Source organism: Pseudomonas sp. Pse1 (assembly GCF_024519635.1).
Lineage (GTDB): Bacteria > Pseudomonadota > Gammaproteobacteria > Pseudomonadales > Pseudomonadaceae > Aquipseudomonas.
Genome location: NZ_JALJRO010000001.1, coordinates 446,942 through 464,825 on the forward strand (window position 1 = coordinate 446,942; position 17,884 = coordinate 464,825).

Consider the following 17,884-nt stretch of genomic DNA (forward strand, 5'->3'; position numbering starts at 1 on the left):
GGTTATCACCAGTCGTAAGTCATTTCCACCGAGGCCACGCGCTCCTGGCCGTAGTAGCAACCGAACGAATAGTTGCAGTCGGAGACGTACTCGCGGTCGAACAGGTTCTGCACGTTGAGGCTGGTGCGCAGACCGCGCAGGCCGCTGTCGAGTTTGCCCAGGTCATAGCTGACGGTGGTGTCATAGACCACGAAGGCCGGTACGTCGAAGGAGTTGGCCGAGTCGCCTGGCTTGCGTCCGGTGTAGCGGGCGCCGACGCCGAAGGTCAGGCCATCGATGGTCGCCTGGGTAAAGTGATAGTCGACCCACAGCGACGCCGACACTGGGGCGGTGGCTTCGCTGCGGTTGCCCTGGTCGCCGTAGGTGCTCTTGGTGTAGATCGAGTCGATATAGGTGGCCGCCGCCAAAACGTCGATGTTATCCAGACTGGACTTGGCTTCCAGCTCGATGCCGCGCGAGCGCACTTCGCCATTTTGCGCCGAGTACTGCGGGTATTCGGTGTCGCCGGTGAGGACGTTTTTCTGCTTGATCTGGAACACCGAAGCGGTGATCAGGGTCTTGTCGAACGGCTGGTACTTGACCCCCACTTCGTACTGCTCGCCTTCGGTTGGATCGAAGGCCTTGCCACCGCGCTCGGGCGCTGCGGTGCCGAGGGTCGGCAGGAAGGATTCGGAGTAGCTGACATAAGGCGCCAGGCCGAAGTCGGTGACGTAGGTCAGGCCCACGCGCCCGGTGAACTGGTTGTCCCGCTGCGAGCTGACGGTATGGGCCAGCAGGTCCTTGTTGTCGATCTCGGCCCAGTCCTGGCGGCCGCCGATGGTGAGGATCCACTGGTCCAGCCGGATCTGGTCTTGCAGGTAAACGCCGGTCTGGCGAATGGTGTTGTCCCACTTGGTGTCGAGGACCGGGGTCACGCTGGAGGTGTCGTAGTTGTTCTTGCCATACAGGTCGATCGGCAACACGTTATAGGCGTTGTAGCCGTCGTACTTGCGGCTGAAATGCCGGTAGTCGACGCCGGCCAGGGTGGTGTGCTGCAGGGCGCCGGTGTTGAACCTGTACTCGAGGTTGTTATCGACGGTGTAGGCAGTGTTGTGCTGGCGCCAGTCGAGCTTGACCCGATTGGCCCGGGTTTGATCGACCACTCCGGCGTCATCACTGACGAAGCTGCGCAGGTAGAAACCCTTGTACTGGTCGCGCACGTCGGTGTAACGCGCGGTGGAGCGGTAGCTCAGGTCGTCGCTGAAGTCGTGGCGAAAGTCATAGCCGAGGATGTACTGGTCGCGCTTGTAGTCGTTGTAGCGCGAGTCACCGGTGAAAAAGTCGCGCTTGATGTGCTGCCCGTTTGGCCCGCGATCCAGCGAGCCGACCCGTGGCAGCGCCTGGTAATCGGCCAGGCCGTCGTCGCGCTGGATCTGCGCCAGCAGGGTCAGGGAGGTGCTGTCGTTGGCGGTCCAGGTCAGGCTCGGCGCCAGCAGCGTGCGCTCGGTGTTGGTGTGGGCGACCTGCTCATTGCCTTTCTTGGCCAGGCCCACCAGGCGGTAGCTGAACGCTTTTTGCTCGTCGAGCGGACCGCTGGTGTCGAAGGCGCCATTGACCCGGTTGTAGCTGCCGGCACCCAGCTTGACCTGGCTGCGCTGCTCGCTAGTGGGGCGCTTGGACACCATGTTGATCAGGCCGCCCGGCTGGTTCTGCCCGAACAGCACCGACGACGGCCCCTTGAGCACCTCGATGCGCTCCAGGGTGTAAGGATCAATCTGCGGCGCGCCGCCGAGGCTGCCGGCATAGGGCATGTAGGCGCCATCCAGGTACAACGGGGTCGGGGCAAAACCACGGCTGGTGATTTCGTCGGCGATCACGTTGCGGTCGGTGAAACCGCCGGTGCTCAGGCCCGGGGTGTAGCGCAGGGCCTGGGTCAGGTTGCGGGCGCCCTGCACCGCCACCTGATCGGCCGTGACCACGTTGATTGCCTGGGGAATTTCGAGGATCGGCGTGTCGGTCTTGGTCGCGCTGGCACTGCGCGAGGCGACATAGCCGTCGACCGGACCATAGGCCGACTCGACCGCCTGCCCGGAAATAGTCGTGGCGCCCAATTGCAGCGCGGCGCCCTCCACCCTTGGCAACAGCGAGTAACTGCCGCTGGCCAGGCGCACCGCTTGCAGGCTGCTGCCGGCGAGCAGTTTTTGCAGACCGGCATCGGTACTGTAGCGGCCCTGCAAGCCGGTGGTGGTCTGCCCGGCGGCGTTGGCCGGGTCGAACGAAACGGTGACGCCGGCGGTGGCGGCGAACTGAGTCAGCGCCGCACCCAGGGGCCCGGCCGGGATGTCGAAACTGCTTTCGTTGCTGGTCTGGGCCCAGGCAGGTTGTGCGGGCAGCACCAGGCCCAGCGGCAAGGCCAACGCCATCCCCAGCAGCGCGACATGCACGGCACGGCTCAGGGGTTTGATTGCAGGTTTGCTCAAGGGTCTTTGCGATTGAAGGTTACGGGGGGTCATGCTGTTTCCTTGCGCCCGATGGCAGTAAATGACGGCGTCTGTGTGCGCCTCTATCTACAAAGTCGAACGAGAATCAAAATCGACAACACCCTCGAATAATTATCTGAAAAAAACCTCAGGCGGCCTCGACGCGGGTCCAGTAACGACTGAAACGCCTCAGGCGGACGGGCAAGGTCGAGGTCAGGTTGTCGAGGATGGCGTCGCTGCTGGCCAGGTGAAAGGCCCCGGATATCCGCAGGTTGGCCACCGCCGGCGCACAGCCCAGGTGACCCGGACGATATCGCTGCAACTCGGCGATGAAGTCGGCCAGGCGCCAGTTGTCGATCACCAGCATGTCGCGGGTCCAGGCGTCGACCTGCGGATTGGCCCGCTGCACCGACCCCAGTTGATCCGTGGAGAAACTCAGTTGCTGCCCGGTTTCCACGCGCACCGCCGGACTCACACCGCTGGCACTGCGCACTTCGACCGCATGTTCCTGCACGCTGACCTGGCTGTGATCGCTGTCATGGCGCACCACAAAACGGGTGCCGAGGGCGCGGACGCTGCCAGAGGGGGTATGCACGATAAAGGGCCGGGCCTGCTGATCGGCGGCAGTCTGGATCTGTATCTCGCCGCTCAGCAGGCGAATTTCCCGCACGCTGGCACTGTATCGAATGTCCACGGCGGTGGCGGTATTGAGTTGCAGCAGGCTGCCGTCGTCCAGTTGCAGCCGACGGCGTTCGCCGGTGGCGGTGCGTTGGTCGGCCATCAGGGTTGGCAAGGGCGTGCGGGTCCAAGCCAGGGTGCCGGCGCCGCCCGCTGCGAGCAACACCGACAACACCTTGAGCACATCACGGCGCTTGGCCCGGGCGCTGGTCAAGGTCGGCCGGGCGATGCCCGGTGCGAGCTGGCCGAATTTGTCCTGCAGGCGCGTCAGCCGCTCCCAGGCCTGGACATGCCGCGGGTCACACTCCAGCCAGTGCCGGTGCGCCTCACGCAGCGCCGCGTCGGGCGTGTCAGTGCGCAAGTCGACGTACCAGCGCGCAGCGGCTTCCAGGGTCGCGTGGTCCATGGCGGGCGGACGCACCTCAGTCCTCCGCCAGCAGCAGGCAATGGGTCAGCGCACGCACTGCGTGTTTCTTCACGGTGTTGACCGAGACGTTCAGACGGCGGCCGATCTCTACGTAACTCAGGCCGTCGAGCTGGGCCAGCAGGAAAATTTCCCGGGTGCGCTCGCCCAGGCCGTCGAGCAGGCGGTCGATTTCAAACAGGGTTTCGAGAATCAGCGCGCGGGTTTCCGGCGAAACCGCCAACGGCTCAGGGCTGAGCGCCAGTGTTTCCAGGTAGGCCTGCTCGAGGGAGCGGCGACGGAAACTGTCGATCATCAGACTGCGGGCGATGGTGCTCAGATAGGCCCGAGGTTCCCGCAGCTCAAGGGTTTTGCGTTGCGTCAGGACGCGGATGAAGGTGTCCTGGGCCAGGTCCGCCGAGTGGTCGCTGCAACCCAGGCGCCGACGCAACCAACTGCACAGCCAACTGTGATGGTCTTCGTAGAGCGTCTGCACGGCATGTTGGTGAGAGAGATCGACAGAGGACATGGAGACGGCTCGACACGCAGATATTTGATAATGACTCTCATTTTCTTCCAGCGCATGGGGATTTGGCAATAGGTGGGATGGTGATGATGTTTATGTGGTGTGGCTGAAGGCCTCATCGCGGGCAGGCCACCCACAGGGTTTGCGGTGGATGCAGATCTTGTGATCGGACACAGAACCTGCGGGAACCAGCCTGCTGGCGATGAAGTTGATGCGGTGTAGCTGATGGCCTCATCGCGGACAAGCCCGCTCCCGCAAGGGAGGAAACCCCTCAGGATTTACCCGCAACCCGCCCCGCATAGTTCAGCACAAACTGCACATGAGCCTTGACCCCAGTGGCCAGGGTCTGATCGTCCACCGTGAAATACGGGCTGTGGTTGGGGGCCGCCTTGTTCATGTCCTGCCCTTCAGGCGTCGCGCCAAGGAACACGAACAGCCCCGGGACTTTTTCCGCGTACAGCGAAAAGTCTTCACTCGGCGACAACGATGCCGGCAGGCGTTCGACTTTGCCTGGCGCCGCCAACTCCAACGCCGGGACCATGGCCTCGGTCAAGCCGGGGTTGTTGGTGGTGACCGGTGCGTAGTGCATCACCTCAAGATCGGCCTTGACCTCATAGGCGCTGGCGATGCCGCTGACCAGGGTCGGCAGTTTCGTCAGGATGGTGTCGCGGATGTCGGCGCTGTTGGTGCGGATGGTCCCAGACAGGGTCACGCTTTCGGGGATGATGTTGGTGGCGGTGCCGCCGTTGATCGAGCCGACGCTGATCACGCCCATGCCCTTGGTCAAATCGATGCGGCGGCTGACCAAAGTCTGCAGGCCGTCGACGATTTTCTCGCTGGCGACAATCGGGTCGACCCCGGTCCAGGGTGCCGAGCCGTGGGTCTGCTTGCCGTTGACCGTAATACGGAAATCGTCGGCACTGTTCAGCGCCGTGCCCGGTTTGAAATACAGGTGTCCGCTCGGGTAGCCGGACATCACGTGCACGCCGAACACCGCTTCGACTTTCGGTGAATCCAGCGCGCCGTCGCGAATCATCGCCTTGGCGCCGATCACCGCGTGGGTGTCGAAGTCGTCGACATCGGCCGCGCCCTCTTCCGCCGGCTGGAATAGGAACACCACGGTACCGGGCACATTTTCACGGTTCTCCGCCAGCACCCGAGCAGCGCCAAGCAACATGGCGGTGTGCGCATCATGGCCGCAGGCGTGCATCACCGGCACGGTTTTGCCCAGGCGCACGCCCTCGTCTTTGCTGGCGAATGGCAGGCCGGTCATTTCCTTGACCGGCAAGGCGTCCATGTCGGCACGCAGGGCGACCACTGCGCCAGGCTTGCCGCCGCGCAGCACCCCGACCACGCCGGTCTTGCCGACGCCGGTGCGCACTTCGATGCCCCAGGACTTGAGTTGCCGGGCGACCAGCGCAGAGGTCTTGACCTCGGTGTTACCCAGTTCGGGATGCTGGTGAATATCGTGGCGCAGGTCGATTACCTGGGCACTGGCTGCGGCGACGGCCGGGTTCACCCAAGGGGCATCGGCGGCGTTGCACAGCGTCGAAGTAATAGCCGCGAGTACGGCTAGGCCAAGTGGCGCTGGAAATTTCATCGGTGGGTATCCTTACAGGTTGGTTTTTGTTGTTGGAAACACTTAGAAAATCCGCAGCGGCCACTCGACCACCACGACGTTCATGGTGATGTCGCCGTCCGGCTGGCCGCCGATGGCGTTGTGCATGCCCCGGCGCAGGCGCACGCGCATGTCCTTGGCCGGACCGCTCTGCACCACGTAGCGTGCTTCCAGGTCCAGCTCCTTGTGCGAGGCGCCGTCGGCATTGGCCCAGGCGCCGTAGTGCGGGTTCGGCGAGTCGGTAATGTCGTAGCCGTAGACATAGCGCCCCATCAAGCTCCAGCCGGGCACACCGTAGGGCGCCAGGTCGAGGTCGTAGCGCACTTGCCAGGATTTTTCATTGGGGCCGTTGAAGTCCGACGCCATCACCGCGTTGCTGAGGAAGATCGAGTTGCCGAAGGCGCCGGAACCGTTGTTGCCGAAGCCGATGTAGTCGAACGGGGTGTCGCCGATGACGTGTTCGAACGCCAGGGTGAACTTATGGTTGAGCAGCGAGTAAGCCATCAAGCCCGACCAGGCGGTGGTGTCGATCGCGCCGGCATTGGCCTGACCCTGGTCCCGTGAGTGGTAGAGGTTGCCCTCGAGATCGAAGCGGCTGCCGGCGCTGGGCTTCCAGGAGTAACTGCTGCCGATGTACTGCTGGTGCCACAGGTCCTCGAACTCGGAACCATAGAGACTGATCGCCCCCTGCTCCCCCAGCGCATAACGACCACCGACGAAGTCGACGGCGGCGGTCTGCACATTGGCGTAGTTGGCCCACAGCCCGCCCCGGCTGCTGGTCGAGGCCGGCTCGGTGCCTGCAGTGAAATGCCCGCCTTCGAGCAGCAAGTTTTGAACGTCCTTGCTGCTGAGGAGAAAGCCGGTCGCCGTGCTCGGCAGGATGCGCGCGTCGGCAGTGGCGAACACCGGATTCAGCACTTCCATCTGCCCGTAGCGCAACTGGGTTTGCTCGTAGCGCAGCTTCAGCAGGCCGCCGGCTCGGCCGTAGGCGCGCTGCGGTTCGCCCTGGTCATTGATCTGAACATTGCCGTAACCGGCGTGGCCGGCGCCGCCATCGAGCTTGAACCCGGCGTAGCCAAACGCATCGACGCCAAGACCAACCGGGCCCTGGGTAAAACCCGAGGTGAAACTCAAGCGTTCGCCGAGGGACACATCGCGCGGATCGCGTCGGTTGTTGCGGCGCTGATCATGGCCGTCGCCGGTGATCCGGGTGTTCAGGACGTTGAAACGGTTGACCAGGGTCAGGTGGCTGTCCGCCAGAAAACCCTGTTCATCGGCGACGCAGGCTGCGGAAAAAACCGTGGTGCAGGCAAGCGCCAGCGGCCACAACTTGGAGGTATGGGACATGCACAAATCCATCAGTTTGAAGAGCGCTTAAGCGCTTGTTTTTATTATTCGGCCGTCGATCGGTCGACGGCCGTCGGGGTTGCTCAGTCGAGACGCTTGCCTGCGGTTTCCCTGGACATGGCCACGCCGACCAGGGTGGCGCAGATGCAGATCATCACGTACAGCGCCGGTGCATGATTGTCCCCGGTCAGGCTGATCAGGCCGGTGGCAAAGAACTGGGCGAAGCCACCAAAGATCGACACGCCCAGGCAATAGACCAGCGAAAGGCCGGTGGCACGAATGGCCCGAGGGAACATCTCGGTCAGCATCACCACCGAGGGCACGGTGATCATCACCAGCAGGAAGGTGTTGAAAATCGACACCAGCATCAGCGTCATCAGCGTCGGGAAATGGGTCATCAGCAGGAAGGCCGGGTAAATCAGGATCAGCATCGGCACGCTGCCCAGGACGATGGTGCGACGCCGGCCGATCCGGTCACTGAGCCTGCCGGCCCACAGCGACAGAATGATCTGCACCAGGGCACCTAGGCAGGACGCGCCGATGCCGACCTGCAGCGGCAGGTGCAACACCGCGACGGCGTAGTTGGTCATGTAGTCGAGGACGATGTAGCTGCTGGCGGTGCCGCCGATGGTCAGCAGGACGCCGGCACCCAGCACCCGGCGATGGGCCGAGAAGATCTGCCGCAGCGGCGGCGCCTGATGCGCGCAGGGCTCGGCGGCGGTTTCCTGCAGGTGACGGCGGATGTACACGCCGACCGGCAGCACCAGCACCCCCACCAGGAACGGGATGCGCCAGCCCCAGCTTTGCAGGTCGGCGTCGCTGAGGCTGGCACTCAAGGCCAGGCTCACCAGCGAGCCCATGAGAAAACTCAGGCCCTGGCTGAAGAACTGCCAACTGCCGTAGAAGCCACGGTTGTGATCCTCGGCGTACTCCATGAGCATCGCGGTCGAGGCACCGACTTCGCCGCCGATGGCAAAGCCTTGCACCAGCCTCGCGGCAACGATCAGCAGCGGTGCCGCGAGGCCGATCTGTGCGTAGGTTGGGGTCAGCGCCAAAGCCGTCGAACCCAGCGCCATCAGGCACAGGGTCAGCAGCATCGCTGGTTTGCGTCCGACGCGGTCGGCGTAGGCACCAATAATCAAGCCGCCCAGCGGGCGCATGACGAAGCCCAGGCCGAAGGTCGCCAGCGCCAGCAACAGCTGGCCGACTTCGCTTTGTGCGGGAAAATATTGCCGACCGATCACCGTGGCAAAAAAACTGAATACCGAAAATTCGAAGAATTCCAGGGCCGAGCCGAAGGTAATGGCGGCAATTGCACGGGAACTCAGGGCAGGACGAGCAGCGCGAGCCTCGCTCCCCTGGGCAATAACAGTAGCGGACATGACAACTCCTTCACCCGGCGCAGCGACTACCCGGGCCGATAGACAGACAGTGGCCGATCAGGCCAGGAAGGATTCGACCAGGCGTACCCAGTAACTCGCGCCCAGGGCCAGGCAATCATCGTTGAAGTCGTATCCGGGGTTATGCACCATGCAGCCGCCTTCGCCGTCGCCATTGCCGATCAGCAGGTAGCAACCCGGGCACTGCTCGAGCATCACCGCGAAGTCTTCGCTGCCGGTGAGTGGCGCCATGTCGGTGACCAGGCCATCCGCGCCCAGCCAATCCTCGGCGACCTGCCGGGCGAACGCGGTGCTTTTCGCGTCGTTGATCAAGGCCGGGAAACGCTGCGCTTCATCGACCTCGACCGTCGCCGTGGCGCCGAAACTCGCGGCCTGGGCCTGAGCCACCGCGCTGATGCGCTCGATCAGCAAATCGCGAACCTCGGGCTTGAGCGCCCTGACACTCAGCTGCAGCTCGGCGTGATCAGGGATCACATTGGGGGCGATCCCGGCATGGAAGGAGCCGACCGAAACCACCGCGCAATCCAGCGGATTGACGTTGCGCGAGACGACACTCTGCAGCGCCTGGACAATCGCCGCGCCGGCGAGGATCGCGTCGGTGGCCTTATGGGGCATTGCCCCGTGCCCGCCCACGCCCTTGACGCTGATGGTCAGGGTGTCGGTGGACGCCATGAACGGGCCGGGTAGAAAACCGAACTTGCCGGTCGGCAGGCCCGGCATGTTGTGCAGGGCAAAGATCGCGTCACAGGGGAATAGCTCGAACAGACCGTCCTCGAGCATCCGCCGCGCGCCGCCATCGCCCTCTTCCGCCGGCTGGAAAATCAGCACCAGGGTGCCGTCGAACTCCCGGCTCCGGGCCAGGTGCTTGGCCGCCGCCAGCAGGATGGCGGTGTGGCCGTCGTGGCCGCAGGCATGCATCACGCCTTGATTGCGGCTGGCGTAGGGCAAGCCGGTCTGCTCAACAATGGGCAACGCGTCCATGTCGGCGCGCAGGCCGATGACCTTATTGCCAGAACCCAGGCGCAAGCGCCCGACGACGCCGGTCCCCCCCAGGCCCCGGTGCACTTCGTAGCCCCACTCTTCAAGCCGGGCGGCAACCAGATCACTGGTGGCAAACTCTTCAAAGCTCAGTTCCGGGTGGGCATGCAAGTGTCGGCGCAACGCAATCATCTCTTCTTCAAGCGCTGCGATACCGGGTAAGACGCACGGCTGGGTCATGGGTTTTCCTTGTTGTTATTAACGGGCATGCTGCGGGTCCGATAATAGGCAGCCGGCCCAGCCACCGGCAGTCGCAAAATGGTTGGACTGAAAACCATAGGTTTACGCCTGACAACAAGGAATCCGACATGAAACTGCATCAGCTGCAGGCATTGGTGGCCATCGCCGATTGCGGCAGCATCCGCGCTGCAGCCCGTAAGATCGGGGTCTCGCAGACCGCCGTGGCAAAGTCGCTGCGAGAACTCGAAAGCCACCTGCAACTGCCGCTGCTGACGCGCAACGCCAGTGGCGTGCTGCTCACCCATTATGGGCACTCGCTGCTGCTGCACGCCCGGCAAATGCTCGGCCAACTGGAACAGGCACAACTGGAGCTGACTCACCTGCGTGGCCAGACCGAAGGTCACCTGCGCCTGGGCATTTCGCCGTGGATGGGCATGACCCTGCTGCCCGAGGTAGTGCAGTTGTTCCGCCAGCGCATGCCGCAGGTTCGACTGGAGATTTTCGAGGGTTTGATGGCGGTTGCCTTGCCGCGACTGCGGGACGGCACCATGGAACTGGCGGTGGGCCTGGTGTCGGCGCTGATGCCGCGCCCGGAGTTCTCCTGCGACCCATTATTTGCCTACGAAATGACGGTGATTGCTCGCCATGGCCATCCGAAACAGGACTGTCGCTCGATCCACGACCTGCTGGATCAGGATTGGGTGGTCAACTATCCGGACGCTAACCATGACAGCTTCATGCACGAACTGTTCGGGCAACACGGCGCGCTGATCGCCGTGGAGCATGTCCAGCGTGCCCAGTCATTGCAGCTGATGCTGTCGCTGACCGAGCAGACCGACATGCTCAGTTATTGCCCGGAGCCGATGCTGACCGTGCCGGTCTTCGCCGAGCGCGTGACCCGGTTGAACCTGGCCGAGTCCTTCGCCACCGACACCATCGGCATCGTCACCCCGCGCAACAGCCAGCCAGGCAGCGCCGCGCAGTGCTTTATCGAGTGCATCCTGCAGGTGGTCCGACGCCGCTCGCGCTCGTCGAAGGCCGACGACCGCCGGTTGTTCGATACCCTGCAAATGCTGATCTGATTCAGACCGCTCGAACCGCTACGACTGCGCAGCCAGCGCTGCCGTCATCTGCCGGTGGCAGACCTCGAGGATTTCGTCGGCAAGCGGCGAATCGTCCGGACAGGCACGGGACAACAGGATCGCTCCCACCGCCTGTGCCAGCAGGGCAAGCATTTTCTCGCGCCCTTCCCCAGCCGGCGCCTCTGCGGCGCTCGGAAATTTTTGACCCAGGGTCTGCAGCAAGCCCTCGATGCCGTTGGCAAAACTCGCCTTGACCTCGTCGGACTGGCGCGCCGCGTCGCCCGACAAGGCGGCCATGGTGCAGCCGCTGTCCCGGCGGTCGCGGTGATCCCGCGACACGTAGACATCGATGAAGCCCTGCACATCCAGGTTCTCGGCGCTGGCCAGCGATCGGCACAGGCTATTGGCTGAGGCTTCGGCCATCAGGTCGGCCTTGGAGCCGAAATGCTTGTAGAAGCCGCCGTGAGTGAACCCGGCGGCCGCCATCAAGTCGGCCACTCCGACCCCGTCAAAGCCGCGTTGGCGAAACACCGCTGAGGCGGTTTCGACGATGTGCTGCCGGTTTGCCTCGGCCTGGGCCTTGGTCACTCTCATGTGCATCACCTTGCGTAAGCGTTGAATCGTTGGTCGATGATACATAGATGTCGATCGTAATCAAATGATGTTGACAGCTTAGATTATGATCATCATCATAATCCCACAACACCGCAGTCACCCAACTTCCCGACATCCTTGATCAAGAGACAAGACCATGACCACTCGCCCTACTGTTCTGATCACTGGCGCCTCCAGCGGCATCGGCGCTGTCTACGCCGAGCGTTTCGCCCAACGTGGGCATGACCTGGTGCTGGTCGCCCGCGACCTGGCGCGCCTGCACACCCTCGCCGCCCGGTTGAGCGGCGAGCATGGGGTTGCGATTGATGTGCTGCAGGCCGACCTGACCCAACTCGGCGACCTGGCCATCGTTGAAGCGCGCCTGCGGGAAGACGCCAGCATCGGCATCCTGATCAACAACGCCGGCGCGGCGCAGTCCGGCAGCTTCATCGAGCAGAGCACCGACAGCGTGGCCCACTTGGTCGCGCTCAACACCACGGCCCTGGTGCGTCTGGCCAGTGCGATCGCGCCACGCCTGGCCACGGCGGGCAACGGAGCTATCGTCAACATTGGCTCGGTGGTCGGCCTAGCGCCGGAGCTCGGCATGTCGGTCTATGGTGCGACCAAGGCGTTTGCGCTGTTCCTTTCCCAGGGCCTGAGCCTGGAGCTGGGCCCCAAGGGCGTCTATGTGCAGGCGGTACTGCCTGCCGCCACGCGTACGGAAATCTGGGATCGCGCCGGGATCGACATCAATAGCCTGCCTGAGATCATGGAAGTGGGTGATCTGGTGGATGCCGCGCTGATCGGCTTCGACCGCCGTGAGTCGGTGACCATCCCGCCGCTGCAGGAAGGTGAGCGCTGGCACGCTTTGCAAGCGGCGCGTCTGGGGCTGATGTCGCAGATCAAACAGTCCAGCGTTGCGCAACGCTACCAGTCGCCCGAGTGAATGAAACGGTATGGGGCCGGCGAACGGCCCTGTTCCCGGTGCAACCGACCAGAGCAGCCTTGGCATGAAAGCATTTTTTATCGAGCGGTACGGTCAGCAAACCGGAGCCATTGGCGAGGTGCCCGAGCCTACGGTTGGCGCCCATGACGTGCTGATCCAGGTGCACGCCGCCAGCGTCAATCCGCTGGACTCGAAGATCCGCAGCGGCGCCTTCAAACCGATTCTGCCCTACGCGCTGCCCTTGGTATTGGGCAATGACCTCGCCGGAATCGTCCTGCGGGTTGGCGCGGCGGTGACGCGGTTCAAGGCCGGCGATGAGGTCTACGCACGCCCTCCCGAGAGTCGCATCGGCAGCTTCGCCGAGCGGATTGCCGTGCACCAGGACGCCCTGGCGCTGAAACCCGCCAACCTCGACATGACCGAAGCCGCGTCCATTCCCTTGAGCGCCTTGACGGCCTGGCAAGTGCTGGTGACTAGCGCGCAACTCAAGCCTGGCCAGAAGGTGTTGATCCATGCCGGCTCTGGCGGCGTCGGCACGCTGGCTATCCAACTGGCCAAACACCTCGGCGCCTTCGTCGCGACCACCACCAGCAGCGCCAACGTCGAGTGGCTGAAGGCACTGGGTGCGGACCGGGTGATCGATTACACGCGAGAGGATTTTGCCAGCGAGTTGCGCGACTATGACGTGGTCCTGAACAGCCTTGGCGCCGACGTCCTGGAACAATCGATCAAGGTGCTCAAGCCTGGCGGACAGCTGATCTCTATCTCCGGACCGCCGACTGCAGAGTTCGCCCAGGAGCAAGGTTTGTCCTGGGGGCTACGGCAAGTGATGCGCCTGTTGAGCAGCGGGATTCGGCGCAAGGCGCGCAAGCAAGGGGTCAGCTACAGGTTTCTGTTCATGCGCGCCGATGGCGCGCAACTGCGGGAGATCACTTCACTGATCGAAGCAGGCGTGATCAAGCCGATCATCGATCAGACCTTCCCTTTCGAACGGACAACGGACGCACTGAGCTATGTCGAACAGGGCCGGGCCAAAGGCAAGGTCGTGGTGACCCTCAGCCAGGAACACGGGTCAACTGCGCCAGCGTCTTGACCACATCCGCGACCATTGTTTGCGCATCGTTGCTGCCGTCGCCCTGCGAGGCCCTTTCGCGAAGTTCGATGCAATCCACTGTGGGCCAGCCTGATCGCGGGCAGCTTGCCAACGAAGGCGGCCACAAGCCTTGCATCGCCACAACCGACGCCTTCGCCGGCAAGCCGGCTCCTACTGGGGGTGTCAAAGGGTTTTGCAGGTCAACCACGCACTCCAAAACAAGCTGCTGAAAAACCGCGTGGCATCGCCGAAGCCGGCCTCGTGCATGAGCTTGTGCACCGCTGCTTCGGAATGCGGGGGATCAGCGCCCTGAAGGATTTTCCCGAGCTTGGCCTTGACCTCATCCGCGCTCGCACCATATTGCCGCCAGCGCTGTCCCCAGGCGGCCAGCAGCAGCGGTTGGCTGGCATAGGCGTATTGATTACCGGCCACCACCAAGGGGGCGCCGGGTTTGAGACGGAGTTGGATGGCGCGCAATATTTGCTGTTTGGCAGCGTCGCCCGGAAGATGATGCAACACGCCGATCAAGGTCGCCGCGTCGTATGGCTGATCCGCCGGCAGGTCCTCGACCTGGCCCAGGTGCAGGTCGACTCTGTCGAGCAACTCGTTGGCCTGCAGCTGCTGCCGGGCGGCGTCGAGCATCGGCTCGGAGGGGTCGACGGCGGTGAAGCGCCAACCCGGCTCAAGCCGGGCCATGGCAATGATTTCCTGAGCCGTGCCGCCTGCGCCGACCACCAAGACCCTGGCCGCGCCACCCGGCCCAAGGCTGGCGGCCAACATGCAGGCCGCCAAATCCTGGCAGGCGTCGTAACCGGCCAGGGCAATACGACTCTGGCGTCCGTACTCGTCAGCACGCGAGCGATCAAACTTTTCTGCAGCGTTGACTGTGGGTGTGTTCAAGGCAGTTCTCCATGTCCTCCAACCACCCTACGCCAGACCCGGCGCCATGAAAAATTCAATCATTTTATCCAGTGTATTCCCGTCGGGAATGCGAGGTGACCCGCGTCTAATCAATCCCAGTGATGATTAATATCGAGAGCGCCGCCTGTCGACATGTCAGTATCGGTCCCTATAATCGCCGGCAATTCCCCCCGCTCCTTCGCCTGTTCCAGGCGCCATCCCCCTTGGAAATCAAGCCCATGCCCAGCATCAGCCCTACCTCTCACGAGGTCCCCGAACATAATCAACAGAGCGTCAAACAGCAGTGGCTGGCGATTCTCTCGGTCGCCGTCGGCGCCTTCGCACTGGTGACCAGCGAGTTCCTGCCGGTCGGCGTGCTCAACGATGTCGCCAGCGATCTCGGTATCAGCGCCGGCCAGGCCGGGCTGATGGTGACCCTGCCCGGGATCATGGCCGCCCTCGCCGCGCCCCTGCTGTCGGTGGGCATCGGTGCAATGGACCGACGCTACCTGCTGATCGGCCTGACGCTGATCATGATCATCGCCAACGCGGTGGTGGCCTACGCCAGCGACTTCAGCCTCCTGCTGTTCGGTCGCGTCCTGCTGGGCATCAGCATCGGCGGATTCTGGGCCACGGCCATTGCCCTCAGTAGCCGACTGGCGCCCAAGGGCGTGGGGGTGGCGCAGGCGACTTCGATCATCATGGTCGGCGTGACCCTGGCCACCGTGCTCGGCGTGCCGGTCGGCACCTGGCTCAGCGGCCTGATGGGCTGGCGCATGACCTTCCTGGTCACCGCGCTGGTGGGCGTGCCAGTGCTGCTGGCGCAGGTGTTCCTGCTGCCACGGCTGGCGCCGGACAAGGCGATTCGCATCAGTGACCTGCCGGCGCTGTTTATCAATCCGCAAGCGCGGGTGGGCTTGATCGCCGTGTTGCTGATCGGCCTCGCACACTTTGCCGCCTACACCTACGTCGCACCGTTCTTCAAACAGAACGCTGGCTTCGACGGCCCGACCATTGGCTCGCTGCTGTTGCTCTACGGCGTGGCCGGGGTGCTGGGCAACATCTTCGCCGGCTTCGCCGCCAACCGCAGCGTGCGTCACACCCTGATGCTGGTCGCGATTATGCTCGGCGTCAGCACCGCGCTGTTCCCGCACTTCGCCACCGGCATGACCGGCGCCGCGCTGCTGATCGGCCTCTGGGGTTTTGCCTTCGGCGCCTTCCCGGCCTGCGCCAGCATCTGGATGTTCGTCGTCGCACCCAAGGACGTCGAGCGCGGCATGCCGCTGTTCGTCGCGCTGTTCCAGGTGATCATCGCCCTCGGCTCGTTCTTCGGCGGGCAGATCGTCGACCAGATGGGCAGCTCGGTGTTGTTGAGCCTGGCCACCGCCCTGGTGGGCTGCGGCTTTGTCACGGTGCTGGTGCTGGGGCGCAATGTCAGCAACCGGCTGGCGGTGCAGCCGGCCTGAGCCATGAGCGCCTTGCCGCTGTAAAGGCGATGGATGCTCTCGATGCCGCTTACGGGACTGTACGCAGTCCCGTAAGCCTTGCCCAAGCACCCTGGTCGCCAGAGACATAACGTCTCAACAACAAAGCAAGCGCCCTCGAGTCGGCACCTCCTGCGCTCGAAGTCCGCTGTTGCGCTGCTATGCTTGCTTGATTCTGTTCGCGCAGCAGAGACCCTCACCATGGCAGCCCAAGGCAAGCACTCCTCGCTCAGGTTCAAGGCCATTGCCTCGTCGGGAGTTTTCCTGATGGCTGGGGTGGCGGTCATGCTGCTCGCCGATTACTTCGAACTGACCACGGGCTGGCTCGCAGGTTTTGCCGATTGGCTGGTGTTGAAAACCTCGGTGCCGAACTGGTTGCTGTTGTTGATTATCGCGGTCCTGACCAGCCTGCTCTGCATAGCGATTTTCCAGGCTCGAAGCACCTACGCCTTGAACGGCGAGCCCCATGGGACAGCGCGTAGAGCCAGGAAAGCCACCGCCCCACAACCTCTGCAACTGACCGATAATCAAACGCTGCTGCTCGAAGCGCTGGCCTATCACGCGCACTGCCGAAAAATCGCCAACCTGCACTCGGTCTGCAAACTGGTTTCCCTCAGTACGCAAGAAGTGGAACTCGGTCTCAAACAACTCCAGGCCAAGCGGCTGCTCAATCAGAATGTGACACGCGGGACGTTCGGCTCCACCACCTTTGAGCTGACTGCAGCGGGCAAGGATTATGCCGCTGAACGACTGAAGCTGACCTAGCAATCACACGTCCCACGTAGCCTTGTTTCGAACTCTGCAGCCTGCGTCCACCACTCAACAGCCAAAGGGTCGTTATGAGTCAAAAAATCGATCTGACCATCAGCGCTGACTACCTCAATCCGTTCGCCTCGCCAGACACCCCCAAGCTGAGCGCCGAACTGGTGGATTACCTCATGGAGAGCGCCTGGTACCACCCTGAGTTGACGCTGCAGATTCGCTGTCCGGAAGCTGAGCGAGAGCGCCTGCAGCAGGCCATCGGCAATACCTTTGCGCAGAAGAGCGAACAACTCAAAGGGGATATTCGTGCCCAGCGGCTGGTAGCGCTGACGCTCCTGGGTCTGGCACTGGCCTTGGTGCTGGCAGGCACGGCGCTGGGTATCGAAGGCACTATCCCCGTGGGCGTCGTTACCGTCACCGCGTGGATGCTGCTTTGGCGCAGCGCCGAGATATTCTTTCTGGACATCCGCAGCGCCAACCGACAGCTGCGTCAGTACCAGCGCCTGATTAGCGCATCAAAGCAGTTTTCCGTCATTTGATTCAGCCCTACCGCTGCCGGCGATAGCGTTCGGTCAACGACCGCACAAGGGTGACGTAGGACTGGGTCTCCGCGTACGGAGGCACCCCGTTGTGTTCGACCACCGAGGCTTCGCCAGCGTTGTAACCCGCTAACGCCAGCGTCTCGTTGCCGTTGAAGCGCCTGAGCAGCCAGGCCAGATAGCGCACGCCACCGCGAATGTTCTGTCGAGGGTCGAACGGATTGTCCACGGCGAAGCGCTCGGCGGTGGCGGGCATCAATTGCATCAGGCCCTGGGCACCGGCGATGGAAATGGCGTTGGGGCGAAACGCCGATTCGGCATGGATCACGGCGCGGACCAGCGCCCTGTCGACACCGTATTGACCGGCAGCGGCTTCGATCTCGCGACGATAGGATTGGGTGTCCAGCCTCAGTGAGGCGACCTTGAAATCCTTCGGCGCCATGCACAGATAACAGCCCTTGATGTAATAAAGCTCAAGGACATCGACCCGCGCGGAGATGCCTTCGGGGCGCCGGCTGACGTATTGCCGAACGCCCTTGTGGAGGAACGTATACACCCGAATCCGCATGGCACCAGCGTCGCCTGGCCGCACAAGCTGTGGCACGGCCATGGGATTCGCAGCGGCATCCGCCGCGCCATTGACCTGAGTGCAGCGAGCGCACAGCGGAGCGACCAGCAAGGCCAGCGCGATGCAGCCAGGAAGGCCCTTGCGAGCCCATCGCCACGCTCTGCAACTCATCACATTGCTCCGCGCCGCCGGCGCCGATCAGGCCTGGGGCGCCTGGCCCGGGCGCTGCCGGGTGACCGCCTGTTGTTCTGCCAGTTATACCCCTGG

16 protein-coding genes are annotated in these 17,884 nt (G+C 63.3%); 6 read left to right on the forward strand and 10 right to left on the reverse strand.

Translation table 11 applies throughout. The features are described 5' to 3' along the window. Positions 1-5: 5 nt before the first annotated feature. The 7 genes from NR126_RS01940 to NR126_RS01970 all read right to left on the reverse strand — a co-directional run bounded on the left by NR126_RS01940 (position 6) and on the right by NR126_RS01970 (position 9,649). Positions 6-2,492: a TonB-dependent siderophore receptor gene (locus NR126_RS01940; RefSeq protein ID WP_081786422.1), complete on the reverse strand. Its 2,487-nt coding sequence runs from the start codon at positions 2,490-2,492 to the stop codon at positions 6-8. Positions 2,493-2,607: 115 nt separating this feature from the next. Continuing rightward, a complete protein-coding gene (locus NR126_RS01945) occupies positions 2,608-3,543 on the reverse strand; it encodes a FecR domain-containing protein (RefSeq protein WP_256829642.1) in 936 nt (311 codons plus the stop codon). Between the two features lie 16 nt (positions 3,544-3,559). After that, positions 3,560-4,069 carry a sigma-70 family RNA polymerase sigma factor gene (locus NR126_RS01950; RefSeq protein ID WP_027620842.1) on the reverse strand — a complete coding sequence of 170 codons (510 nt, stop codon included), beginning with the start codon at positions 4,067-4,069 and terminating at the stop codon, positions 3,560-3,562. A gap of 268 nt (positions 4,070-4,337) precedes the next feature. After that, positions 4,338-5,666, reverse strand: a complete 1,329-nt coding sequence (locus NR126_RS01955; RefSeq protein WP_256829558.1) for an amidohydrolase — start codon at positions 5,664-5,666, stop codon at positions 4,338-4,340. A gap of 42 nt (positions 5,667-5,708) precedes the next feature. After that, on the reverse strand, positions 5,709-7,031 hold the full coding sequence (locus tag NR126_RS01960; RefSeq protein WP_256829559.1) for an OprD family outer membrane porin: 1,323 nt from the start codon (positions 7,029-7,031) through the stop codon (positions 5,709-5,711). Positions 7,032-7,114: 83 nt separating this feature from the next. Further along, the gene (locus tag NR126_RS01965; protein WP_027620839.1) at positions 7,115-8,413 is read right to left on the reverse strand and encodes an MFS transporter; all 1,299 of its coding nucleotides are present in this window, start codon (positions 8,411-8,413) and stop codon (positions 7,115-7,117) included. A gap of 57 nt (positions 8,414-8,470) precedes the next feature. After that, complete coding sequence (locus NR126_RS01970) at positions 8,471-9,649, reverse strand: M20 aminoacylase family protein (RefSeq protein ID WP_256829560.1); 1,179 nt, start codon at positions 9,647-9,649, stop codon at positions 8,471-8,473. A 128-nt stretch (positions 9,650-9,777) separates the two neighbouring features. On the opposite strand from NR126_RS01970, the gene NR126_RS01975 reads away from it, so the two are divergent. Further along, a complete protein-coding gene (locus NR126_RS01975; RefSeq protein ID WP_027620837.1) occupies positions 9,778-10,731 on the forward strand; it encodes a LysR family transcriptional regulator in 954 nt (317 codons plus the stop codon). Positions 10,732-10,749: 18 nt separating this feature from the next. Here the strand turns inward: NR126_RS01975 and NR126_RS01980 are convergent, their stop codons facing one another. Then, on the reverse strand, positions 10,750-11,325 hold the full coding sequence (locus tag NR126_RS01980) for a TetR family transcriptional regulator (RefSeq protein ID WP_027620836.1): 576 nt from the start codon (positions 11,323-11,325) through the stop codon (positions 10,750-10,752). 157 nt (positions 11,326-11,482) lie between these two features. On the opposite strand from NR126_RS01980, the gene NR126_RS01985 reads away from it, so the two are divergent. Continuing rightward, positions 11,483-12,271, forward strand: coding sequence for an SDR family oxidoreductase (locus tag NR126_RS01985; protein WP_256829561.1), 789 nt, complete (start codon positions 11,483-11,485; stop codon positions 12,269-12,271). A 64-nt stretch (positions 12,272-12,335) separates the two neighbouring features. Then, a complete protein-coding gene (locus tag NR126_RS01990) occupies positions 12,336-13,364 on the forward strand; it encodes an NADP-dependent oxidoreductase (protein ID WP_256829563.1) in 1,029 nt (342 codons plus the stop codon). Positions 13,365-13,547: 183 nt separating this feature from the next. Here NR126_RS01990 and NR126_RS01995 read toward each other — a convergent pair whose 3' ends face one another. Then, a complete protein-coding gene (locus NR126_RS01995; RefSeq protein WP_256829564.1) occupies positions 13,548-14,264 on the reverse strand; it encodes a cyclopropane-fatty-acyl-phospholipid synthase family protein in 717 nt (238 codons plus the stop codon). Between the two features lie 239 nt (positions 14,265-14,503). Between NR126_RS01995 and NR126_RS02000 the strand changes: the two genes are divergently transcribed. The 3 genes from NR126_RS02000 (at position 14,504) to NR126_RS02010 (ending at position 17,049) form a co-directional block, all read left to right on the forward strand. Beyond that, positions 14,504-15,730, forward strand: a complete 1,227-nt coding sequence (locus NR126_RS02000; protein ID WP_256829565.1) for an MFS transporter — start codon at positions 14,504-14,506, stop codon at positions 15,728-15,730. Positions 15,731-15,949: 219 nt separating this feature from the next. After that, entirely contained in the window at positions 15,950-16,513 is a 564-nt protein-coding gene (locus NR126_RS02005) for a hypothetical protein (RefSeq protein WP_027620831.1), read from the forward strand. A gap of 74 nt (positions 16,514-16,587) precedes the next feature. After that, positions 16,588-17,049 carry a hypothetical protein gene (locus NR126_RS02010; RefSeq protein ID WP_027620830.1) on the forward strand — a complete coding sequence of 154 codons (462 nt, stop codon included), beginning with the start codon at positions 16,588-16,590 and terminating at the stop codon, positions 17,047-17,049. Between the two features lie 7 nt (positions 17,050-17,056). Here the strand turns inward: NR126_RS02010 and NR126_RS02015 are convergent, their stop codons facing one another. After that, positions 17,057-17,788, reverse strand: a complete 732-nt coding sequence (locus tag NR126_RS02015; protein WP_256829566.1) for a lytic transglycosylase domain-containing protein — start codon at positions 17,786-17,788, stop codon at positions 17,057-17,059. Between the last annotated feature and the right edge of the window lie 96 nt (positions 17,789-17,884).